Origin of the sequence: Caballeronia sp. LZ008 (assembly GCF_031451435.1) — a bacterium.
Taxonomy (GTDB): domain Bacteria; phylum Pseudomonadota; class Gammaproteobacteria; order Burkholderiales; family Burkholderiaceae; genus Caballeronia; species Caballeronia zhejiangensis.
This window is the reverse complement of record NZ_JARUXK010000002.1, coordinates 428,976-451,793: the sequence shown is the minus strand read 5'-3', so window position 1 is coordinate 451,793 and position 22,818 is coordinate 428,976. Positions and strand designations below refer to the sequence as shown.

General features: G+C 62.5%; 19 protein-coding genes and 5 pseudogenes. 7 read left to right on the top strand and 17 right to left on the bottom strand.

What is annotated here, in order from left to right:
- Positions 1 to 5: 5 nt before the first annotated feature.
- Positions 6 to 827, bottom strand: a complete 822-nt coding sequence (locus tag QCE49_RS16435; RefSeq protein ID WP_250456922.1) for an alpha/beta fold hydrolase — start codon at positions 825 to 827, stop codon at positions 6 to 8.
- Positions 828 to 1,125: 298 nt separating this feature from the next.
- Between QCE49_RS16435 and QCE49_RS16430 the strand changes: the two genes are divergently transcribed.
- From QCE49_RS16430 to QCE49_RS16410, 6 genes and pseudogenes are all read left to right on the top strand, one after another.
- Positions 1,126 to 3,468, top strand: a complete 2,343-nt coding sequence (locus QCE49_RS16430) for an FdhF/YdeP family oxidoreductase (RefSeq protein WP_250456921.1) — start codon at positions 1,126 to 1,128, stop codon at positions 3,466 to 3,468.
- Positions 3,461 to 4,499: pseudogene (locus tag QCE49_RS16425) on the top strand (cytochrome ubiquinol oxidase subunit I); the annotation flags it as partial. The gene QCE49_RS16430 and the pseudogene QCE49_RS16425, both read left to right, overlap by 8 nt.
- Positions 4,472 to 5,548, top strand: a pseudogene (locus tag QCE49_RS16420) (MFS transporter); the annotation flags it as partial. The pseudogenes QCE49_RS16425 and QCE49_RS16420, both read left to right, overlap by 28 nt.
- A 43-nt stretch (positions 5,549 to 5,591) precedes the next feature.
- Entirely contained in the window at positions 5,592 to 5,810 is a 219-nt protein-coding gene (locus QCE49_RS34570) for a hypothetical protein (protein ID WP_350029573.1), read from the top strand.
- A gap of 42 nt (positions 5,811 to 5,852) precedes the next feature.
- On the top strand, positions 5,853 to 6,035 hold the full coding sequence (locus tag QCE49_RS16415) for a hypothetical protein (RefSeq protein ID WP_250437247.1): 183 nt from the start codon (positions 5,853 to 5,855) through the stop codon (positions 6,033 to 6,035).
- Between the two features lie 83 nt (positions 6,036 to 6,118).
- Positions 6,119 to 6,780, top strand: a pseudogene (locus QCE49_RS16410) (hypothetical protein).
- Positions 6,781 to 6,914: 134 nt separating this feature from the next.
- On the opposite strand, the pseudogene QCE49_RS34565 reads toward QCE49_RS16410, so the two are convergent.
- The 3 genes and pseudogenes from QCE49_RS34565 to QCE49_RS16400 all read right to left on the bottom strand — a co-directional run.
- Positions 6,915 to 7,368, bottom strand: a pseudogene (locus tag QCE49_RS34565) (winged helix-turn-helix domain-containing protein); the annotation flags it as partial.
- A gap of 33 nt (positions 7,369 to 7,401) precedes the next feature.
- Positions 7,402 to 7,539: pseudogene (ompR, locus tag QCE49_RS34560) on the bottom strand (two-component system response regulator OmpR); the annotation flags it as partial.
- Between the two features lie 380 nt (positions 7,540 to 7,919).
- Positions 7,920 to 8,435, bottom strand: a complete 516-nt coding sequence (locus QCE49_RS16400) for a hypothetical protein (protein ID WP_250457052.1) — start codon at positions 8,433 to 8,435, stop codon at positions 7,920 to 7,922.
- Positions 8,436 to 9,048: 613 nt separating this feature from the next.
- Here QCE49_RS16400 and QCE49_RS16395 point away from each other — a divergent pair.
- Positions 9,049 to 9,327, top strand: coding sequence for a DUF4148 domain-containing protein (locus QCE49_RS16395; protein ID WP_250456920.1), 279 nt, complete (start codon positions 9,049 to 9,051; stop codon positions 9,325 to 9,327).
- A 12-nt stretch (positions 9,328 to 9,339) separates the two neighbouring features.
- On the opposite strand, the gene QCE49_RS16390 is transcribed toward QCE49_RS16395, so the two are convergent.
- From QCE49_RS16390 to QCE49_RS16330, 13 genes are all read right to left on the bottom strand, one after another.
- On the bottom strand, positions 9,340 to 10,494 hold the full coding sequence (locus tag QCE49_RS16390) for a porin (RefSeq protein WP_250456919.1): 1,155 nt from the start codon (positions 10,492 to 10,494) through the stop codon (positions 9,340 to 9,342).
- A 120-nt stretch (positions 10,495 to 10,614) separates the two neighbouring features.
- Positions 10,615 to 11,826 (bottom strand): CynX/NimT family MFS transporter, encoded by a 1,212-nt coding sequence (locus QCE49_RS16385; RefSeq protein WP_250456918.1) that lies wholly within the window; start codon positions 11,824 to 11,826, stop codon positions 10,615 to 10,617.
- 76 nt (positions 11,827 to 11,902) lie between these two features.
- Positions 11,903 to 12,721 carry an amidohydrolase gene (locus QCE49_RS16380; protein WP_250456917.1) on the bottom strand — a complete coding sequence of 273 codons (819 nt, stop codon included), beginning with the start codon at positions 12,719 to 12,721 and terminating at the stop codon, positions 11,903 to 11,905.
- Positions 12,722 to 12,755: 34 nt separating this feature from the next.
- The gene (locus QCE49_RS16375; RefSeq protein WP_250456916.1) at positions 12,756 to 13,475 is read right to left on the bottom strand and encodes a hypothetical protein; all 720 of its coding nucleotides are present in this window, start codon (positions 13,473 to 13,475) and stop codon (positions 12,756 to 12,758) included.
- 123 nt (positions 13,476 to 13,598) lie between these two features.
- Positions 13,599 to 15,011 carry an MFS transporter gene (locus QCE49_RS16370; RefSeq protein ID WP_250456915.1) on the bottom strand — a complete coding sequence of 471 codons (1,413 nt, stop codon included), beginning with the start codon at positions 15,009 to 15,011 and terminating at the stop codon, positions 13,599 to 13,601.
- Positions 15,012 to 15,092: 81 nt separating this feature from the next.
- Complete coding sequence (locus QCE49_RS16365; protein WP_250456914.1) at positions 15,093 to 16,352, bottom strand: LysR family transcriptional regulator; 1,260 nt, start codon at positions 16,350 to 16,352, stop codon at positions 15,093 to 15,095.
- A gap of 41 nt (positions 16,353 to 16,393) precedes the next feature.
- The gene (locus QCE49_RS16360) at positions 16,394 to 17,254 is read right to left on the bottom strand and encodes a fumarylacetoacetate hydrolase family protein (RefSeq protein ID WP_250456913.1); all 861 of its coding nucleotides are present in this window, start codon (positions 17,252 to 17,254) and stop codon (positions 16,394 to 16,396) included.
- Positions 17,255 to 17,276: 22 nt separating this feature from the next.
- The gene (locus QCE49_RS16355; RefSeq protein WP_250456912.1) at positions 17,277 to 18,056 is read right to left on the bottom strand and encodes an SDR family oxidoreductase; all 780 of its coding nucleotides are present in this window, start codon (positions 18,054 to 18,056) and stop codon (positions 17,277 to 17,279) included.
- Positions 18,057 to 18,075: 19 nt separating this feature from the next.
- Positions 18,076 to 19,086, bottom strand: coding sequence for an amidohydrolase family protein (locus QCE49_RS16350; RefSeq protein WP_250456911.1), 1,011 nt, complete (start codon positions 19,084 to 19,086; stop codon positions 18,076 to 18,078).
- A 37-nt stretch (positions 19,087 to 19,123) separates the two neighbouring features.
- Positions 19,124 to 20,056, bottom strand: coding sequence for a VOC family protein (locus QCE49_RS16345; RefSeq protein WP_250456910.1), 933 nt, complete (start codon positions 20,054 to 20,056; stop codon positions 19,124 to 19,126).
- A gap of 26 nt (positions 20,057 to 20,082) precedes the next feature.
- Positions 20,083 to 20,979 (bottom strand): phosphate ABC transporter substrate-binding protein, encoded by an 897-nt coding sequence (locus tag QCE49_RS16340; protein WP_250456909.1) that lies wholly within the window; start codon positions 20,977 to 20,979, stop codon positions 20,083 to 20,085.
- An 11-nt stretch (positions 20,980 to 20,990) separates the two neighbouring features.
- Positions 20,991 to 21,935, bottom strand: coding sequence for an ABC transporter substrate-binding protein (locus tag QCE49_RS16335; protein WP_250456908.1), 945 nt, complete (start codon positions 21,933 to 21,935; stop codon positions 20,991 to 20,993).
- 25 nt (positions 21,936 to 21,960) lie between these two features.
- Entirely contained in the window at positions 21,961 to 22,818 is an 858-nt protein-coding gene (locus QCE49_RS16330; protein WP_250456907.1) for an HpcH/HpaI aldolase/citrate lyase family protein, read from the bottom strand.

Below are 22,818 nucleotides of genomic sequence, written 5' to 3'. Positions count from 1 at the left end.
CACCATCACTTGCGCATGAACGCGAGCAGTTGCTCGTTCACGATATCGGCATGCGTTGTGCAGATGCCGTGCGGCGCGCCGGGAACGACGACGAGCGTGCCGTCGGGGACGATCTTCGCGGAGAGCTTGCCGGAGTCGTCGAGCGGCACGATCTGATCGGCGTCGCCTTGCAGCACCAGAGTCGGCATCGTCATCTTCCTGAGGTCTTCGGTGAAGTCCGTTTCCGAGAATGCCTCGATGCAGTCGTAGGCGCTCTTGATCGAGCACTGCATGCCCGCGAGCCAGAACCAGTCGATCGTGCCTTGCGAAGCGTGCGCGCCTTCGCGATTGAAGCCGAAGAAGGGCGTCGCCAGATCCTTGAAGAACTGCGAGCGGTTCCCGATAACGCCCTTGCGGATATCGTCGAAAACGGAAAGCGGCAGGCCGCCGGGATTGGCCTCCGTCTTGCGCATCAAGGGCGGCACCGCCGAGATCAGCACGGCCTTCTTCACGCGCTTCGTGCCGTGACGGCCGATATAACGGGCGACTTCCCCACCGCCCGTCGAATGGCCGATGAACACGGCGTCTTGCACATCGAGGTGATCGATCAGCTCCGCGAGGTCGTCCGCATAGCGGCTCATGTCGTTGCCAGCCCACGTCTGGCCCGAGCGCCCGTGGCCGCGTCGATCGTGCGCGATCACTCGATAGCCACGCTCGGCGAGATACATCATTTGCGCGTCCCACGCGTCCGCGTTGAGCGGCCAGCCGTGCGACAGGACGACCGGCTGGCCCGAGCCCCAGTCCTTGTAAAACAGTTCGGTTCCGTCTTTCAGTGTGAATGTGGCCATTGCAATAGCTCCTTGAATGCTCGATCAGGCGCGCCGCTCATGCAGTCGATGTTCGGCACGGCGCGTAACGCGGCGGGTCCGTCGCGTAGGGAAGGAGTATTCACGGCCATCGAAACCCGGTCTTTTCGATGCAACCGGTGTTTTAGCGTATGCACGGCGATGGCGAAGCGGCAACGCCCGCTTTCGCAATTCGTGCGGATCGCAAACGGCCCGGCTTTTATGCAAAACCCCTCGTATGCGAACGACGATCATCACGTTTACCAAACCAACGAATGGCATTGTTTGCGAGGCGAAGGAAATGAGCGAGAAGAAAGCAATACGCATCTATAGCGAGCCTGCGGGCGGCTGGGGTGCATTGAAGGCCACCGGCGAGGCGCTGAAGATCCAGGGCATTGCCGTGTCGGGCGCGCAGACGCTGCTGCGCATGAACCAGCCGCAAGGCTTCGACTGCCCCGGCTGCGCATGGCCCGATCCGAAACATACTTCGTCGTTCGAGTTCTGCGAAAACGGCGCCAAGGCGGTTGCATGGGAGGCCACCGCGATGCGCTGCACGCCCGAGTTCTTCGCGCAGCACAGCGTCTCCGAGCTTGCGGCATGGAACGATTACGACCTCGAGATGGCGGGCCGTCTCACGCACCCGATGGTCTATGACCCGGAATCGGACCGCTACGTGCCGATCGAATGGAACGATGCGTTCGCCCTCGTCGGCCGTCATCTCGACGCGCTCGAACATCCGGATCAGGCGGACTTCTACACGTCCGGCCGCGCGTCGAACGAAGCGGCGTTTCTGTACCAGATGTTCGTACGCGAATTCGGCACCAACAACTTCCCCGACTGCTCGAACATGTGTCACGAGGCGACCAGCGTGGGCCTGCCGCAATCCATCGGCGTCGGTAAAGGCACTGTGCTGCTCGAAGACTTCGAGCATGCGGACGCGATCTTCATCTTCGGTCAGAATCCCGGCACCAACAGCCCGCGCATGATGAGCGACCTGCACGCCGCAGCCCGCCGCGGTGCGAAGATCGTGTCGTTCAATCCGTTTCGCGAGCGCGCACTGGAACGCTTCGCATCGCCGCAAAATCCGGTCGAGATGGCGACGCTCGGTTACACGAACATCAGCTCGTTTCTCTATCAGGTGCGCGTGGGTGGCGACGTGGCCGCGCTCAAGGGCATGATGAAGGCGATCGTCGAAGCCGACGATGCCGCCCTCGCCTGCGATCAGCCGCGCGTGCTCGATATCGAGTTCATCGAAGGCCATACGCACGGCATCGAAGCGCTGCTCGCCGATCTGCGCGCGACGCCGCTGGACGCGATCGAACGTCACGCAGGACTCACGCGCGACGAGATCACGAACGCGGCGAACATCTACATGCGCGCGAACAATGCGATCCTTGTTTACGGCATGGGCATCACGCAGCATCGCCGCGGCACGGAGGCAGTGCAGCAGATCGCGAACCTCGCGCTGTTGCGCGGCAATGTCGGGCGGCCGGGGGCGGGCATCTGTCCGGTGCGCGGACACTCGAACGTGCAAGGCAATCGCACGGTCGGCATCACGGAGAAGCCGAGCGCGCAACTGATCGCGGGCATCGAGCGCGCGTTCGGCTTCACGCCGCCGCCCACGCATGGCAACGATGTAGTGGCCACGCTCGAATCGATGATGCGCGGCGAAGCGAAGGTCTTCATCGCGCTGGGCGGCAATTTCGCGGCGGCGATTCCCGACTGGGAACGCATGCAAAGCGCGATTCGCAAGCTGAATCTGACGGTGCATATCGCGACCAAGCTCAATCGCAGTCATCTCGTACATGGCAAGGACGCGCTAATACTGCCCTGCCTCGGCCGAACTGAGATCGACATTCAGGCGGACGGGCCGCAGTCGGTCACCGTCGAGGATTCGATGTCGATGGTGCATGCGTCCGCCGGGCGCAACGAGCCCGCATCGCCGTATTTGATGAGCGAGCCGGCCATCGTGGCGGGCATGGCGCGCGCCACGCTCGGCGAGAAGTCACGCGTGCCCTGGGAGCATCTCGTCGCGAGCTATGACCGCATCCGCGACGCGATCGAAATCGTCTTTCCGATCTTTCAGGCGTACAACGCGCGCATTCGCGTGCCGGGCGGCTTCCATCTGAGCTCGCCGGCGCGCGAGCGCGTGTGGGACACGAACACCGGCCGCGCGAATTTCCTCGTGTTCGACGGTCTCGATGAAGATCCCGCGCAGGACGATCCCGAAGCGCTCTCGCTCACGACGATGCGCAGCCACGATCAGTACAACACGACGCTCTATTCGCATTCGGATCGCTATCGCGGCGTGTTCGGTCAGCGCGACGTGGTGTTCATGAACGCGCGCGAGCTGGCGAAACGCAAGCTGCGTGCGGGCGACCGCGTCGATATCCGGGCCATTGCGCAAGACGGTATCGAGCGCGTCATCCGCAACTTCAAGATCGTCGAGTACGCGCTTCCCGACGGGTGCTGCGGTGCGTACTACCCGGAAGTCAATCCGCTCGTGCCGCTTCATGCGTTCGACCCGCAAAGCCGCACGCCTGCCTACAAGTCGGTGCCTGTCAAGGTCGTGCGTAGCGGCGCTGTCGACGATTACGCCTCGAGCGCCACCGATCAACGACACGGAACCGGACATCATGCTTGATCACGTACTCGACCTGTCGCGCGCGCAGTTCGCGATGACCGCGATCTTCCACATACTCTGGCCGATTCTCACGATCAGCCTTTCCGCGTTTCTCGTGCTCGTCGAAGTGCTGTGGATCCGCACCGGCGACGTTGCGTATTACCGGCACGCGCGTTTCTGGAGCAAGCTGCTCGTGCTGAACTTCGCGGTCGGCGTCGTGAGCGGCATTCCGATGGAGTTCCAGTTCGGCACCAACTGGGCCGGCTTCTCGAAGTTCAGCGGCCAGTTCATCGGCAATATCTTGGGCTTCGAAGGCGCGATGGCCTTCATGCTCGAAGCAGGTTTCATCGGCGTGATGCTGCTCGGCTGGGGACGGGTGTCGCGCGGCGTGCACCTGTTCGCCACGTCGATGGTCGCGCTCGGCTCCAGCATCTCGGCGTTCTGGATCATGGTCGCCAACTCGTGGATGCAGACTCCGGCGGGCTATTCCATCGTCGACGGAAAGATCGTCGTGACGGATTTTCTCGCGGCGATCTTCAACCCCGACATGGTCTGGGGCGTGGGGCACATGTGGGTCGCGGCCATCGAGACGGGCATGTTCGTCATCGCCGGCATATCAGCGTGGAATCTCTACCGGCGGCGTCATCCGGAGTTCTTCGTGCGCTCGTTTCGTCTCGCGCTGCTGGTGCTGGTGTTCGTCGCGCCCTTGCAGATCTGGCTGGGCGATTCGAGCGGCGTGAGTGTGTTCGAGACACAACCTGCGAAGGGCGCGGCCATCGAAGGGCACTGGAAGACGAATGCGCCGGGCACAGGCGCGTCCTGGTCCCTGCTCGCCTGGCCGGACCGGGAGGCGCAACGCAACGACTGGTCCATCGAGGTGCCCGGCATGCTGAGCGTGCTCGGCACGCACTCGCTGCACGGACAGGTGAAAGGACTGACCGACTTCGCCCGCGACGATCAGCCGCCCGCACTGCCGCTGCTCTACTACGCGTTCCGCGTCATGGCGGGCATCGGCTTCGCGTTCATGCTGCTTGCGTTCTGGACCGCCGGACGACAGCGATGGATGGTCCTCGCCCTTCTCTGTCTGATCGCGCTCGTCAACAACATCGACCGCCTGACCTTGTCGATCGCGGCACCCGCCATGCAGCATGAACTCGGCTTCACGGCGACCGACATCGGCTTGCTGGGCAGCGCGTTCTCACTCTTTTATGCATTCGGACAGTTGCCGTCCGGATGGTTCGTCGATCGCTTCGGTCCGCGCAAATTGCTGGGCGTATCCGTCGTGGTATGGAGCGCCGCGACCGCGGCAATGGGCGCCGCGCATTCGTTCGGCGCGTTTCTCTTCGCGCGCGCATGGCTGGGCGCGGCCGAATCGCCCTCGCTGCCCTCGACGAACAAGATCGTCACGCAATGGTTTCCGAAAAAGGAGCAAGGCATCGCCAACGCCAGTTGGGATGCGGCGCTGAAGGTCGGCCCGGCGTTTCTGACCTTCGCGCTCGTCTTCGTCGTCGCCGAGTTCGGCTGGCGCACGATGTATATGGCGGCGGGCGTGGCCGGCGTCATCGTAGCCGTCGTGTTTTTGCTCTGCTATCGAGACGTCGATCGAAACACGCGTTTGAGCAAGGAAGAACGTGCCTATATCGCAAAGGACGGCGACGTTCGCGCTGCCGCCACCGCCGCCAACAACACGGTGCGCGTGCCCTGGACCGCCATGTTCAAGCGCCAGAGCATGTGGGGAATGATGGCGGGCTTCTTCTGCAATCTTTGGGTGTATCAGATCTTTCTGGTCTTCATTCCCATGTTTATCATCGAGCAGTTCGGTGTCAAGTTTTCTTCGTTGGGTCTTGCGGCCAGCGTGCCGTGGGTGGGCGCGATCATCGGCGATATCGTGAGCGGCATCATGTCCGGCAAACTGGCCGAACGTTCGGGATGGACGACACTCAAGGCGAAGAAGGTGACCATTGTTGCTGCGCTGCTGCTACAGGCCATCGTACTCCCACTGCTGCCGCTCAACGCGGTGTTCGGCCAGTCAGCGGGCCTGCCTGTCGCGGTCATCCTGATGGCATTCGCGCTGGGATTCAACGGCGCCGTGGTGGCGCACGCATGGTCGCTGCCCGCCGAAGTCACGACCGTCGGCAGGCGCCGTGCAGAACTTCGGCGGATTTCTGGGCGCGACGCTGTCGCCGCTGGTTGCTGGCATGATCGTCGATGCCATGCATTCTTTCACCTTCGTCTTCCTGTCGTCGGCGGTAGTGTCGGTGCTTGGCGCAATCGCCTATCATTTTTTCGTGCGACACCCGATTATCCAACGAGATACGCTGGATCCGGCTCATGTGGATGCCGGGCAGAAATCGGTCGCCTGAATGCCTAAGAGGCGGATAACTACCTCCAGGAGGTTATCAACGATGCACGACCTCATTCAATCGCGTGGCGATATCGTCGGAAATCATTTCATCTTCACAGGTGCAACGCAAACGCGTCGATTTTGCCAGGGATACCGCTATGGCAGCCGCCAAGTGCCCGCTGCCGTTCAGCCGCGCATGAAGAGTACGCTGATCAATCGACGAGTCGGCAATCTCAGGGCATGACCGGGAAGTGATAGGTCAGCGTCGGCGCGAACACCCACAGCATGAACACGACCAGCGGAACATGCACGACGAACTGCGCGAACGTGAAGCCGACCACATATTTCGGCAACGAGATCACCTCGCGCCGCACATCGGCGGCATCGGCGCTGGCGGAGAGCTATCTGGCGCGCAAGGATGCCTCGCGCATGACGCTGCTCGGCGCTGAGCGCGTCGGCAGTGTAGTGCCGCAGGCGTATCGCGCGGTGCTGCCGATTCGCGAAGTCGGGCTATGGGACGCGGCGCCCGCGGCTTCGGAGCAGCTGACCGCCCGTCTCGCCGAACTCGGGTTCGCGCGCGCGTCGTCGACAATCTGCCGGAGAGCGTCGCGCGCGCCGATGTGGTCACGTGCGCGACCTCGCCACCGCGCCCGTCGTGCAAGGCAAATGGCTCCCACCGGGTTTCACGTCTAGACCTGATCGGCGGCTTCACGTCCGCTATGCGCGAAGCCGACGACGCCTGCTCTCACGAACGCGACGATTTTCGTCGACACGCCCGAGGCGTTCCAGAAGTCGGGGATCTGCTCGGGCCTTTGCAGCGCGGCGTGCTAGCGAACCCCGAACAATGGCCGACGCTCGGAGCACTGTGCCGCGCGCAGGCGCCGGGCCGTTCGAACGATGTGGAACGCACCCAATTCAAGGCGGTGGGCACGGCACTCGAAGACCTTGCGGCTGCGGCGCTCGTCTATGACCGCAATCTGCGCGAGTAGCCGTACATGTCGATCGTGCAGGCGAGAACGCCGCCGACGTTTTTCAAAAATTGCTTCCGCTGGGGCGCCAAACGGGCGAATACAGTAATTTCGCGGACGAAAATTGACTCGACTTACTGCGTAGCCGTCTGCTGCTACCTGGTATTCCCGCCCTCCGGCATGAACACGAAGCCCTTACGGCGCACGGTCTGAATGAAGTGCGGGTTCGACGGGTCGGTCTCAATGATACGCCGAAGTCGCCAAATGGGGACGTCGAGTCCCCGATCCCGAAACGGAACTTCGCCGTGGTGAAGAAGATCATGAAGCAGTTCACGTGTCAGAACCTTGAAAGGGTTCTTGACGAATACCCTCAGCAAGGCAAACTCGCTATCGCGCAGAACAATGCGTTGAGCATCACGTAGAAAGGTGCGTGTCGTGAAATCAAGCTCGAATGGCCCGAAGCAAGCTCTCGACAGTGCTTCAGGCACATTTGTTGGAGGGGGGCCGCACCGTCGGAGAACCGCATGAATGCGAGCTGCCAACTCGCCCGGATCAAATGGCTTGACGACATAATCATCAGCAACCGAGGGAGAGTCCGGCGATACGATCCTCGACTGCTCCTCGCGCCGAAATAAGTACGATGGGGATATCATCGCGAGACTTGCGAAGTGCTGCTAAAGCGGCCAAGCCGTCTGTGCCGGGCGTCATGGTGTCGAGAACGATGACCGATGGGCGTTTTTTTTCGAGGCGTCGGCGGAGATCTTTGATCTCATGAAGCACCGACACATAAAATCCGTTGGCCGAAGGAACCGAGAGAGGAGATCGCGGGCGACGGGATCATTGTCAAAGACAAGAACTTCGTGGTTCATTCTGGCCTGCACATGATCGGTGATCAGGGCTTTCGAAAAAAAACGGAAATCACGCTCTGGTGATCGAAATCTCTCGGCAATCGTTATGGTCTCTACCACCAGAAATGACTGCTCCGGCTCAGTGTTTTAGCGCGATCCCAAGCTCTTTATTGCCGGACTTCGCCAACAACGTTCCTGTCCATCGACAACCGGCGACACTTTTCTCTAGGCTATCGTGGCCAGATAAAAATGTTGCAACGCTGATTAGATTTCGATTGCCGTGTTTGCCATCCTGAAATATTGCCCGTTCCGTCATCGCTTTTGCACCAGCACCGTCGATAAGGCACTCGCGACGAGGCTGTCCGATTGGGGGCCGCCCAACATACGTTTGACGACCAGCGCGAGCGGCACCGTGAAGCAGAAATGCGACATGAAGCCGCCAATGATCACGTTGGGGTCGTAGTAGTTCGGATGATTGGTCGACGCGATCATGATGGCGACGTGCATCACGATCCACGCGAACATTGCATAGAACAGCGCAATAAAGGTGGCCTCAAATCCGCGTCGACGAAAATATGGCCACAGCATCGCAAACAAGATGCCCCACGCGGCGGCGAATACGAAGTGAATGCTCGTGCCGATCATATAGGACCATATACCGATCGCTTCTTGAAACGCCTTCCCGAAGACCAAGCCGGTTGCGTTTCGTGGAATGCCCGCGAGTGGCATCAGATGCTGTACGCCCACCCAAATAAGCGCTTCGTAGATCCAGATAATCACGGCGCCGACGAAGCCGCCGGCCGCACCGGCACGGAGCGTCATGCGCATCGACGCAGGCGATTCAGATGTGGAAATTCGATGACCGGATGACTCGATGCCGGGCGTATGTGAGTGCGTTTGCATCTGTACGGCCTCCCCTGACTGAGCACGATTTCATTGATGCAAGAACATAACTTGAGTGGCCTAACGGTAGAGAATGGGGTTAACCAGTTGCGATACCTGGTCGACCTCGCGTCGCAGCTCCGCAAGTTCCAAGTCGCCGGCCTTTCGGCCGCAGTTGATCGTCTCTTTCGACAGGGAAGCCGATAAACGTTTTAGATGGGATAGGTGTGATTTCGCATAGCATGCCTCGATATCGGCGGGCTAGGGCCGATCCACGCGTAGGCTGAAGATCGGCTGCGGCGAATGAGGCCCGTGCGTCGCGACGCACTCGGCCGACAGCGTGCATTTCAAAGTAAAAACCCTACACGCCCCTACACCGTGAGACCCAGATCTATGTCCGTGGACGCGATGCATCCAAGAGGGGGGATCCCGCAAAAAGCGACGTGCACCATAGATTCCATGCCCGACGCGATCGATAAATGCTTAAGCTGCTATGCAGATTAAGGGAAAACCCTAGAATGAAAACCCCTTTAATTCGCGACTTATGCCGCTACTCAAAATGATTCTTCGCATCGCTCTATGCATTTCCTTCAGCCTGCCGATTTCCGCCGTCGCTGCCGGGAACAGCACTATCGACCGCACGCAGGTTGTGGCCGAGCTCCGGCAACTGGAGCAGATGGGATACACGCCTTCAGAAAACGATCCGTCCTATCCGGCCAACATGGAGGCAGCGCAGCGGCGCTTGCAACTCGCCGCTGCGTCGAAAGTGAACGATTCCGTCGACTCTGCGCTCGGCGGAGCGCCCTTTGTCAGTCAGGCGTCCGGGCACGGAAAGTAGGCATCGTGACGCTCAAAACTTGTGCATGATTCCCGCTTCGACGAGCGTCTGATTCTTCCCCGATGACGGACTCGTCGTGTAGATCTGCGCGAATGCGTTCGGCCCGCTCGCGCGCTGATAAATGCCGATCAGAAAAAGATCCGTGCGTTTCGACAGAAAATAGTGCGAGGCGATATCAATTTGGTTGTAGTGCGTCGAGCGCCCGATCGAATAGTCGCCGTGCGTGTACACATACGCGACGCCCATCTCCCACGCCGGCGTGATGTACTTGTACGCCGCGCCTTCGAGGTTCTGCAGACGCAGACCGGTCGAATCCGAGTAGTTGAACAGGACGTTCGTGTAGTTGCCGAGCACGTTGAACCAGCCGAAGTCATACGTGCCGCCCACGCCCATGATGCGCTGCTGGTTCGTACCCGCACCGCCCGGGCTCGTCACGAATGGCGAGCTGAAGCCCCAGCCGGTGCTGTCCACCGCGCCGCTGGTAAGATTGGCCGGATTCGCGTTGCTGCGCCGGTTGAACTGCGTGAACGCCGCGGCGACCTTCAACGGTCCGCGCGCATAAGTGACGCTGCCGCTGTAGCCGTCATTGTTCGAGAACTCCGTCGAGTTGGAGAACGCGAAACTGCCCGCCAAGCTGAAGCCCGCGAAATTCGGCGATGCATAGCGCACCGCATTGTTGAAACGGTTCGTGAAGAACATGTTGTCGTTGTCGCCGATGTGCGCGCCGTAGCCCGCGAACACGTTCGCCGATGTCGCAAACCACATCGTGTTCGTCATCTCTTCGTACTGGCGGCCGAGCGTGACGGTGCCGAGCGACCGGTTGCTCAGGCCGACGTAGGCCTGACGTCCGAACATGCCGCCGAGCATCGCGCCATTGGTGATGTTGAAGCCGTTTTCCAGCGTGAAGATCGCCTGCGTGCCGCCGCCGAGATCCTCGACGCCGCGCAGGCCCCAGCGCGGCGGCATCATGCCCCCGTTCGACAGCGCGTACAGGTGATTGCCCTTCGCGTTGCTCACGAATTCCAGTGTCGTCGAAAGCACGCCGTACAGTGTCACGCTGCTTTGCGCGTGTGCCGTTCCTGCGATCGACAGCCCTATCGCCATGCCGGCAATGCCGACGATGGCGCGCGTCGCGCTTGCATTGAATCGTTGCGTGATCTCCTTCACCTTCTGTCTCCTTATGTAATCCGCTTTTTGTCGCGATATTTTCGGGCGTGCGCCTGCCCGTCCGGCGAAGCCGCCGGAAATGACCTGCGCGTCAGTGAGTGGATAGCGCCGTGCGGCGGCTCAGCGATGTCCGAGCGCCTGCACGTCGCCGGAAGGAAGTTCGTCGGCGTCTTTCGAGCGCGATCCCATGAGGATCGGCGCGAGTTGCAGCACGGTCGCCACGACCACGAGCGTGACGCGTACCGTCCAGCCGCCTTCGTAGAAACTCGCGAAAATCGCGGGCGGCCCGAGCAGAACGCCGAGATACGTCGCCTGCGAGACGAGGCCGCTCGTGGCCCCGAGTGTCGCGGGCGTGGGCGCGGCGCCGGGCACCATCGTCCAGATGGTGCCGTTCACCGTGCCGATGCCGAGCGAGAAGGCGCACACGGCCACCGCTGCGCCGACGAGCGCCGTCGCCGGAAGATACATCACGATGCCTCCCGCGAGCATCACGATGCCGCCCGTGATCGCCAGCATCCACGTCTTCGCGCCCGCCTTGAGCAAATGCCCGACCGAGAGACAGCCGATCGCGACGAACACCTCGGCGAGCGTGCCGATGCCCGCGGCCGAAGCTATCGAGATCTGAAAGCGCCTCGCGAGATAGACGGTCAGCGCGGCCATGATGCCCGTCTGGATGAATGCCGACGCGCCCGACGCCAGCGCGACGCGATACGGCGCACGGCTTCTCAGCACGAGCCAGATGTCGGAGAGACGCCGGTCCTGCGTGTTCGCGTGCTTGCGCGGCAGTAGGAACGCGAGCGCGACGAGCACGGCCATCAGCATCGCGTGGCCGCCGAACGCCCAGCGCCACATCTCGCCGCGCTGGGCGAGCGGCGCGACGAAGGACAGCGTCATGCCGATGCCCACCGCAGTATGCGACGTCCACAGCCCGAGCGCGATGCTACGGCGCGCGCCGCTCGTCGTACGCATGATGAGCGTCACCGCGCCGACCGTCAGCGACAGATAGCCGACGCCTTCCAGCAGGCGGCTCACGAAGAGCGCGGTCAGATCGTGCGCGAAGAACACGCCGAGATTGCCCGCGAAAGCGAACACCGAGCCGCCGAGTATCACGCGCTTGTCGCCGATGCGGTCGACGAGCCAGCCGGCGAACAGCGCGCCGAGCGCGGTGATCAGCGATGGTATCGAAATGACCCAGCCCGACGCCGCATGTGAAAGATGAAAATACGTGGCGATATCGCCGATAACCGGCACTGACTGCGTGACGAGCGACGTCGCCACGGTGCCGTAGATGTACAACAGGATGATGCAGGGCCAGCTTCCGGCTGTGAGCATCTTCGTCTCCTAAGGATGGCCGGTCTTTTGCCGGCTCATTTTCTCGTATGGTTTTATCAAACTCAAAAAGCGGCTGCTAGCGTTGCCTCCACTCCAGAAGGCGAATCAGGTTGCGGCCCATGATGCGTTCGAGGTCCGCGCCCGACAGCCACGCGAGACTCTCGCTGAAATGCGTGACGCACTGCCGATACGGATGATGCAGCCGCGACAAATCGCTTCCCCAGATGATGCGGTCCGGGCCGAAGGCATCGAAGACGCGGCGAAGCGTAGCGTCGAGCGATCGGAACGGCCAGGGATCGAGTGCGTAATCGCCGACTGCGACGGCCTTCACATGCACGTTCGGATAACGCGCCAGCGCGAGCAGCTCGGGCAGATGATCGAATGCGCCCGGCCCCGTCGCGCCGCGCGGCACGCCGAGATGATCGACGACGATCCGCAGCTCCGGATGCCGCTGCGCGATCTTCGCCACTTCCGCGAGCGCGCCTGGAATCAGCAACGCGACGACGAGGCCGGTCTCTTCCGCGATCGGCCAGAGTGCGTCGTAATGGCCGTCGAGCAAGGGCGCGATGCGCTCTTTCGTATTGAAGAGAAAGCGCATGCCGAGCATGCCCGGCGTCTCGCGCCATGTGCGCAAACGTTGCGCGGCGCGCTCTGTGTCTTCGGGCGGCACGTCGAGCAGGCCCATCACTGCGAAGCGGTCCGGCGCGGCTTGCGCGAGTTCGAGCGAATAGGCATTGCGACGCGCATCCCATAGCGGCGGCACGAGCACCGCGCGCGCTACGCCCGCCTGCTTCATCTCGGACTCGAGCACGTCCTTCGTAATGGGCGTGCGCCGATGGTGCCCGGTCGATTCTCCGTCTGGCCAGGCGTGAACTTGAGCATCTACGATCTGCATGAGTGTTGTTGTCCGTTGTATTCGTATGAGCGGATCAGTTGCCGCCGAAGAGCCCGCCCGCGCCCGCGATACTGCCGCGCCAGCCCGCCGCCTGAAGCACCGACCAGAGCATCGCCTGATTGCTCGTCACAACCGGCATGCCGAGCGACTCCTCGAGTTCCTGAACAGCCTCGAAGGCGCGCACGTTCGCGCACGACAGGAGAACCGCGCCGGTCGTGTCGTCCACCTGTTTCATCACGACGTCCGCGATCTCGCCCGGCGGCATGTGCGCGGCCACTTTCGCATCGGTGAAGCCGAGCGACACCGTGCGCTGCATCGTCAATCCGGCTTCTTCGAGCGATGCGCGTTCGACGCGTGAGAACTCGTCGCCGAACGGGCACACGTGCAGGATGTTCCGTGCCTGCACAAAGGCGAGCGCTTCCTTGATCGCGACCATCGTATTGGTCGACGGCACACCGAGCTGCTCGCTCATGCGCGCGGCCAGTGCGACGTCGCAACCCTTGCCGTGCGCGACGCTCGCGCCGGTGCAGTTGAAAGCGATCGCATCGGGCGACAGGTCCTTCACGAAGCCGGCTTCATCGACTGCTTCGAGATACGCGCGTGTCAGCGCGTCCATCGTCACGCGGCCGGCCTCCTTGCGCAGCCTGATGCGATGCACGTGATACGACACCTCGTTCGGGCAGAACGCCCTGAAATCGTCCTCGGCGATGGTGTTCAACGAAGGCACGATCATGCCCACTCGCAAACGCTTCATGGATTCCTCTTGTCTCGTTTCGTGTTGCCAGGTTCGAAATCAGTCTATGGCGACGCGGCTTGCAGGCCCAATCGGAAACGCGCTGTCGCCATATGTTTTTGCTGTATCCGCAAACGACGCGCGTCAGCCGCGCTGGCGCGATTCTTCGAGCACGGGAGCGCTGTCCTCGGCGGTGTCGTCGAGTGATTCGAGCGTCTTGCCGCGCGCCTCGATGCCAATCGTCAGATAGGTCACTCCGCATACGCACAGGCAGAAGGCGAGGAACTGGAACGCGGGAACGATCACCGAGACAGTCGCGGAAGGCATCACGACGTTGCTCGATCCCGCCGTCAGCGCGAGGCCGAGCGGCCCGACGATCTTGCCGACGGACCCCGCGAGCCCCGCGTAGCCCGAGCCCGATCCGCGCAGTCGCGACGGCCAGATTTCCGTCGAATACGCCGCGCAGACAGAAAGGCTGCCGTCCGCGATCACGAACGCGAGCAGGAGCGGCAGCCAGAAATACGCGGGCGAGCCGATATCCCCATGACCGATGTAGCCCGCCACGACGAGCGCCGCCGCCGCCGCGAGCGCGAACCAGCCGCCCGTCTTTCTGCGGCCGACCCTGTCGGCGAGCGACGCGGCCGCGAGCCGCGACGCGATGCCGAGCACGCTGAAGCCGATCATCACCTTGGACGCGTGCACCGGCGCCATTTGCTGGATCTGCGCCATCAGCGTCGGCGCCCACAGCACGATGCCGTAGTAGCCGGAAATCAGGCCGATGTTGATGAGCGTCGCCGTGAGCATCGGGCGCGGACACTGGAAGATCTCGAACCAGCTTTGCGAGCGAGCCGGCTGCAAGATGGCGCGTTCGAGTTCGAAATCCGTGCTGCCGAGCGCCCACGTGACGGACCGCTTCGCATCGTCATGACGTCCCTGCAGACTGAGCCAGCGTGGCGACTCCGGAATGTAGAACGCGCCGATCAACGCGATGAGCGCGGGCGCCGCGCCGAGCACGAAGGTCCAGCGCCAGCCGATCGCGGGAATCACCCACGCGCCGCTGAACGCGCCCAGCAGCAGGCCGCCGGTGGTGATCGCCGAAACGACGCCCGTCAGCATGCCGCGCCTGCGCGGAGGCGTGAACTCCTGCACGAGCGCGATCTGGATGAAGTATCCCGCCGAACAGAATCCGATGACGGTCCTGAGCGCCGCCATGTAGATCCAGCCGCGCTCTGGCGTGAACGCGAGACCGATGCTCGCCGCCGCGAGCAGCAGCAGCGACACGACGAACACGGGCTTTCTGCCGAAGCGGTCGGCCATCGCGCCCCAGACTACGCCGCCTATGATCGCGCCCACGCCCGACGACAGCAGCACCGCACCCATGATGCCGTAGGTCAATCCCCATGGCTTGATGAGGAACGCCATAATGAAGCCGATGAGAAACGCGTCCCAGAACTCCAGCATGCTGCCGATTCCGACGAGGCCGATCAGCATGCGTTGATTGCCTGAGAGCGTGGCCTGATCCTGAAATGGGCTGCGCCCGAATTGCGCCTGTAGCATGATATGTCTCCTTTACTGCATTTTATTTTGGATCCCGAAATAGATGATCCGCTTGTTTCCTTGGCCATCGGAGATGAAATCTCAGTCCGGATCCGAATCCCCCGCTATCGCCGCGGCGTTCTGCTTCAGGTTGCGAAGGAACGCGCCCTGCACTTCGTTAGGCGTCCAGCCTCGCCGTAACGTGATGCCGAACATCGGGCCCTTCCACGGCACGTCCACCGGCAGCGGCGCGAGAAAGCCGAAGCGCCGTTCGCTCAATATCTCCGTCCAGCTGAGCACGGTGAGCATGTCGGAATCGGTCAGCGTGATCCGGATGGTCGAGAGCGAATACGTCTCGATGCTCGCGGGCGGCGGCGAGCCTTCGGAGAAGAGGTTTTCGTAGGCTTCGCGGCGCGGCGAGCCCTTCGGCGGCAACACCCACTGATACCGCCTGAGCGATTCGACGGACACGTCGCGCTCGCGCATCAACGGATGATCGCGACTCGCGACCACGAAGTAGCGTTCGCGATACAGCGGCTCTTCGACGAAATCGAAGGCCTTGCCCGGATTCTTCAGCAAGCCGATCATGAAATCGATCTCGCCGCGCGAAAGCTTGTTGAGCTGCGCCTCGTAAGTGCCGCTCAATACGGTGACGCGCGTATCGGGAAACTGCGCCGAAAGCGCGCGGATCGCATTGACGATGAGAATGGCCGGATCGAGCAGCAGCACGCCCACCGTGACCGAGCGCTCCTTCGGAAACTCATACGCCCGCACTGCCTGAACGAGCGCCGCGATCTGCTCCCAGACGAGTTTGAGACGCTGCGCGAAGGCCTTGCCGGTGTCCGTCGTCGTGACGCCCGCCGCCGTATGCCGATAGAGCTGCGCGCCGAGATTCTGCTCCAGCGTGCGCGCCGCGCGCTGCAGCGAGGCTTCCGTAATGCCGAGCATGCGCGCCGCCGCGCGAAACGAGCCGCGCTCCTCGATGGCGAGGAGACAGCGAATCTGCGTGCGCGTGATGCCGCTTGCGAGCGCGAGCGGCGACGCCTTGCGCGTGCTGCCGAGCAACAGCACCGCTTCCTCTGCGGCCTGCAGGATGCGGCGCGCGCGCACGAGCGCCGCGACGCCGACCGGCGTGAGCCAGGTTCCGGTGGTCGAGCGGTCGAACAACGTGACTTCGAGCAGCGCTTCGAACGCCGCGATGGATGATGTGGTCGCCGGCTGCGAGCGCAGCAGTTCCTGCGACGCCTGAGTGACGTTCTCGTGCCGCGCCACGGCCTCGAACACTCTCAGTTGCCAGATGCTGGGCAGTTCCTGCGCCGCTTTCTGAACCTTCTCGCAGGCTGCCGGCTCGACCTTTCCCATCGCGATCCCGTATCTGAATTCGAAGCGCCGCCCTTCTTCCGTTATTGCGCGGCGACCCGGTTGCTCAACTTGCCGATGCCTTCGATCGACACCTCGCACACATCGCCCGGTCTCATGAACACGGGTGGCTTGCGCGAGAAGCCGACGCCGCTCGGCGTGCCCGTCGCGAGAACATCGCCGGGATAGAGCGGCGCGATGCTCGACACGTACTCGATGAAACGCGGGATCTTGTGCACCATCGCGCTCACGGATTCGTCCTGCATGACTTCGCCGTTGAGCGTCGTTTTGATGCGCAGCGCATCGACATCCGCGATCTCGTCCTTCGTGACGATCCACGGCCCGATGGCGCCGCTGCAATAGAAGTTCTTGCCTGGCGTGATCTGGCGCGTATGAAACTGCCAGTCGCGCACACTTCCCTCGTTCATCACAGTGTATCCCGCGATGTGATCGAACGCGTTTTCCTGGCGGATCTGAAATCCTTCCTTGCCGATCACGACGACGAGCTCGCCCTCGTAGTCGAACTGCTCGCTCACTTGCGGATGACGCAGCGTCTGTCCGTGGCCGATGAGCGAATCGCTCGCGCGCGCGAACAAGGCTGGCGACTTCGGCAACTCCTGCACGCGTCCCGCCGCCTGCACTTCGTTGTGATGCTCGGGATAATTGAGCGCGAGACACCAGATATGCACCGGGTCCGCGATCGGCGGCAGGAAGCTCACTTCGTCGATGCGGTAATCGGCTGCACCGGAAGCCGCTTCCGCGATTTCGCGCGGCAGGCCCGCCGCGATGAACGCCTTCAGGCTCGCGTGCCGATCGCCGAAGCGCTTGCCGAGATCGACGACGCCATTGCTCGTCACCGCGCCCCACGTGTTGCGATTGCCGATACTGAAACTCGCGTATTTCACGAATGATTCTCCTTGTAGCGTGTTAAACGAGGCCCGCGTACGAGCCGCCGTCGAGTTGCAGATTCTGTCCGGAGATGAAGCCCGCCTGCGCGCTGCACAGATACGCGCAGGCATCGCCGAATTCGCGCGGATCGCCGAGTCGCTTCGCGGCGATGGTCGCGGCAATCCGCTTCTTCGCCTCGTCGACCGTGATGCCCTCCTTCTTCGACATGCGATCCGCCATGTAGCGCTGACGATCCGTGTCGAAGCGCTCGGGCAGCATGTTGTTGATGGTCACGTTGTCGATCACGGAGTCGCGCTGCACGGATTTGCTGAGCGCCGTGAGCCCGGCACGCACGGCGGCGGACAGACCCATCGTCGCGCTGGGCGACTTGACCATCGCGGACGTGATGTTGACGATGCGTCCGAAGCGGCGGCTGCGCATGCCCGGCACGTAATGCTTGATGAGAAACACCGGCGCGAGCATGTTGCCTTCGACGGCCGCGAGCCAGTCTTCGCGCGACCAGTCCGCGATCTTTCCCGGCTCCGGTCCCGCGTTGTTGTTGATGAGGATGTCCGGTTCCGGGCAAGCATCCTGAAGCGCGGCGCGCCCGGCTTCGGTGCCGAGATCGGCGACAACGACGTGCGGCCGCCTGCCCGTCGCTGCTTCGATCTGCTGCGCGGCGGTGTCGAGCGCATCAGCGTGCCGTCCGTTGATCCAGACTTCGCATCCTTCGCGCGACAGCGCAGTGGCGCACGCGAGCCCGAGTCCGCGCGACGACGCGCACACGAGCGCCTTTTTCCCTGCGATTCCCAAGTCCATGGTTCTCTCTCCCGCGGCCTCAGGCCGGAAGCAATGCCTTCAGCCGTGGATAGACATCGAGCGCGTTGTTGCTGAACACGTCCTGCCGGTGGCAATTGCACAGATGCGGCGTGGCGGCGATATAGCGCCCGGTGTCGTCGTAGTGGTGGCCGGTCTCCGGATCGATGCCTTTCACCGCGCCGATCATCTCCGAGCCGAACAGGATGTTTCGATGCGGCACGACCTTCGTCAGCAGATCGACGCCCGCCTGGTGATACACGCACGTGTCGAAGAAGATGTTCTTAAGCAGGCCGTCGGCGAGCGGCTTGAAGCCCATGTCCTGCGCGAGTCCGCGATAGCGTCCCCAGTGATACGGCACCGCGCCGCCACCGTGCGGAATCACGAAGCGCAGCGTCGGGAAATCCTCGAACAGTTGCGGTGCGAGCAGGAATTGCATGAAGGCGGTGGTATCGCCGTTCAGGTAATGCGCGCCGACATGATGGAAGCACGGATTGCACGAACTGCTGACGTGAATCATCGCGGGCACGTCGAGTTCGACCATCTTCTCGTAGAGCCGATAGTAGAGGCGATCGGTCAGCGGCTTGTCGGTCCAGTATCCGCCCGAAGGATCGGGATTCAGATTGCAGCCGACGAAGCCGAGCTCGGTCACGCAACGCTCCAGTTCCTGCACGCAGGCATCGATTTCTTCGCCCGGCGATTGCGGCAACTGGCACACCGCCGCGAAATTCTCCGGGTAGAGCGAGCACACGCGATGAATCAGGTCATTGCACGCGCGCGACCATTCGATGCTGTGCGCGAGCGTGCCGAGATGATGTCCCATCTGGCCCGCGATCGGCGAGAACAGCGTCATGTCGAGGCCGCGCTCGCGCTGGACGCTGAGCTGCTTGCTTTCCAGCGCTTCGCGCAGTTCGTCGTCGGAGATGTGGAGCGGCGCGCCGTAGTGACCGCCTGCGTTTTCCAGTTGCTGACGCCGCCATTCGTGCAGCGTCTTCGGCACCGTCGTGAAGTGCCCGTGACAGTCGATGATCATGATTGTCGTATCGTTGGTTCGTATCGGATGGAATGCGTCACACAGGCCATGGAACGATCGGCGTCACCTGCTTCACGAAACGCTCGGGCGGCCGCTCGCCGGTGTCGTAGCTCATGCCCTCGCCAATCTGTATGCGGTTGAACCTGCTCGACGCGTTCATCTTCTCGTGCGAGATCCAGTGCTCGTGCATCTGCTCGAACGGGCTCATCCAGTAGTTGAAGATCTGGCTGCCGAGCGCATGGCGGCCGATGCCACGCACATGGTCGTGCGTGCCGCGCGTCATGTGATCGAAGCCGAAGAAGATGTCGTCGACGCCTTCCACCTGATACGAGACGTGATGCATGCCCGCCCGCTGTCCGCGCATCAGGAAGATGACGTGGTGATCGACGAGTCCGTCACCGTGATCGACGCGGTCGAACTGGCCGATCACGTTGTCCGGCGAGCCGACGAAAAGCTCGTCGGTCGGCAAGAGACCGAAGGTGCGTTGATACCAGCCGATCACGTCGGCGAGATTCGGCGTGGCGTAGGCCGTATGCGCGATACGCACGACGCGCGCCGGTCCGAGCGCCCGGCTCTCGCCATCCGGCCCGCGCACGACGACGCGTGACGGCAACGGACTCGCACGCTCCTGCCCGGCCACAAGCTCCAGCCAGAAGCCGTTTGGGTCGCGCAGCCGCACGCGTTTGCCGCCGCCAGGCGCATCGAGCGTTTCGATGCCGTGCGCATCGGGCAGCTTCGCGATATCGTCGAGCAGGGATGCATCGCGCAACTCGTAGCCGAAGCTGAGCACGCCCGGATCGCCGAGCTCGGTCACATGCAGGAACGGCGCATCGCCTACGCCGCGCATGAAGAGGCGCGTGTCATCCCTGTGTGCGACGACCATCCCGAAGTCTTCGAGAAACGCCTGCATCATGCCGAGATCGGGCGCACTGAGCCTGACAAAAGCCATGCCATTGATGGGTGAGGCCACATCCGTCTCCTTCGTTTTATTCTTTCCTAGCCGAGAATGTCGGCGACTTTGCCGTAGAGCTCGTCCACCGTATAACGCTTTTGAATGAGCTTCTGCTCGCAGGCGTACCGGATCGCGGTATCGAGAGAAGCCTGCAACTTCTCGAAACCGACGGGCTGCAAATCGATGCTCCCCGCCGGCGTCTCACCGCCACCAGCCGCGCGGCTCTCGCACAACATGCGGAAGACTTCGCGCACGAGCTCGTCGCTCGTTTGCACGACGTCTTCCCTGATCGCGACGATGTGATTGATCGGCACCACGCCCGTGCGTTCGTGCCAGCGCAGGGCGGCTTCCTTGGGCTCGTCGATGAGCGTGCGAATGCCAGGATCGCCCGACAACGCGCCGCCCGCGATGATCGCGTCGACTTCACCCGCCAGCAGCATCTCTTCGAGGCCACGCGCCGCGGTTTGCTGCGTGACCCACGGCGGGTCTGCGTATTCGGCGACGTGCGCGCCTTCCTGGCTCAGCCACTTCACGCTTTGCAGGTCGAGGCCGTATTCGTCGGAAAGGATGCCGCGCACCCATGTGGGCGTCGTTTGCGCATACGAGCGCATCGCGATGGTTTTACCGGCGAGCGCGTCGGGTTCCAGGTCGTCCTGCGCGCGGCAGAGAATGCTCTTGTGATGGAACATGCCGTTCATCACGAACGGCAGCAGACGATAAGGCTTGCCCGCTTCATAGGCCTGCAGGAACGTGACGATCGCGAGTTCGGCCACGTCGTATTTGAGTCCACGCACGACGTCCTTGAACGCCTTCTGCGCGGTATCGACGTTAGCGATGTCGAGCGTGACGAGCGGCGAGCGGATCTGCCCTTCCTTCAGCGGTTTCGTCTTCGGATAAGTCCCGAGCATGGTGCTCAGGTGAATGGTTTCGGTCGCGTTCATGCGCGCCTCCTTTAAGCGATGGCCTTCGTGCGCGGGTCATGCACGATCGATTCGAGCGATGGCAATTCAGGAATCAGCTTCTGCCGATATGCATAGCGCACGAGCGCCTCGAAGGACTGCGCGTTCTTGTCGAGCCCGTAGGGAAGCGGATCACCGACGAGTTCAGCGAGCGCGAGATAGCGCTTGTCTTCGGCCTCTGCCGCGCTGCCCGAGCGCACGCGCGCCAGATAGCTTTCCTTCGCAAGAGAGAACGCTTCGAACAGCGCGCGAGCGAGCGATGGATATCGTTCGAGGACACCGTTTCTCACGACGATCACTCCATGCAGCGGATAGATGCCCGTCCTGCGATACCAGTCGCGCTCTCTCGCCTTTGCATCGGGGACCACATCGACGAGTTCGCCCGCGTCGTCTCCCGCGCCCGCGAGTCCTGCGAAAGCCGCATCGAGTTCGCCGTCGCGCAACATGCCGGCAAGCGTCCTGCCTTGCCCGACGCGTTGCACGTTCGACGGCGGCACGAAGCTTTCGACGTTCTCCTCTTCCTCCGTGAACCACGTAACGCTTTCGGGATCGAGACCGTATTCGTCCGCGAGTATGCCCCGCGTCCACACGGCCGCCGTCACCGAGTAGGCGCGAACGCCAACGCGTCGCCCCGCGAGCTCTTTCGGCCCACGTATCGCCGACGACACCGGCCGCTGCAGCCCTGCGTGGCGAAAGCGGCGCGTCATTGGCAGCGGCAGTGCGGTGATCGGCGCGCCTGCGGCGACAGCCATCAGATACGAGGTCGGCGCCATTTCACAAATGTCGTAGGGCTGGCTGCGCGCCATCGCGCGATAGGCATCGGGCATGCGCTTGATGTCGATGAAGTCGAGCGCATAGCCTTCGACCTGCACCGCGCCGCTGCGCAAATCCGCGACCTGACCGTGCCGCCCCAGCACGATGGACAGTTTCTTTAACATGTTGGCTCCGTTTGTTTCGCGTCGTTCAGCGGCCCGCGAGCTTGCGGCCCATGTCGAGCGCGGAGAAATCGCGCTTCGGGAACGTCATCAGGAAGCGATACCCGTCTTCGATTACGCGTACGACGTTCTGCTCGGTCACATGCGGATGACCCACGGGAATATCGAACGCCTTGCCGACTTCGAGCACGTGACGCATCATGCGCAGCAGTTCAGGGTTGTCATACTGACGCGGACAACCGAGTTCCTGTGTGAGATCGCCCTCGCCGATCAGCAGCACGCCGATGCCCCGCACGCGCCTCACGATCTCCTCGATGTTCTCGACGGCGGCCGTATCCTCGATCATCAACGCGACGAGCACTTCGCCTTCGGGCGCGAGCGGCCATACATCGGCCTTCTTGTAGTAATCCTGCTGCGACAGTCCCCAGTAGCGCGCGGCAGGCATCGGGGCGTCGCCGCGCAAGCCGGCCGGATCGTAGAGCGGCGCTGTCTTCAGCCGCGGATAACGGCATGCCGCCACCGCGTTATACGCTTCCTCCGGCGTGCTGATGCGCGGCCATACGATGCCGTATGCACCGAGGTCGAGCGCCTGCTTGGCGAACCACTGATTCATCTCGCTGCCGCTCGGCGGGATGCGTACGAGCGGCGTCATCTGGCACGCGACGGAACCGGCATGCGCGATCTTCTGGCGCAGGAGCAGGAACTGCATCGCTTCACGCAATGCCCGAATGTCCCAGGGCGTGTGCTCCATCTCGAAGACCACGCCGTCGTTCGCGGATTGCGCGAAGCTGACCGCGTTCTCCACTTCGGCCTGAATGAATGACGTGAAGGCGATGCGTCGTCCGGATTCCAGCGCGCGGATGACGCCATTGAGTCGTTCTGCCAT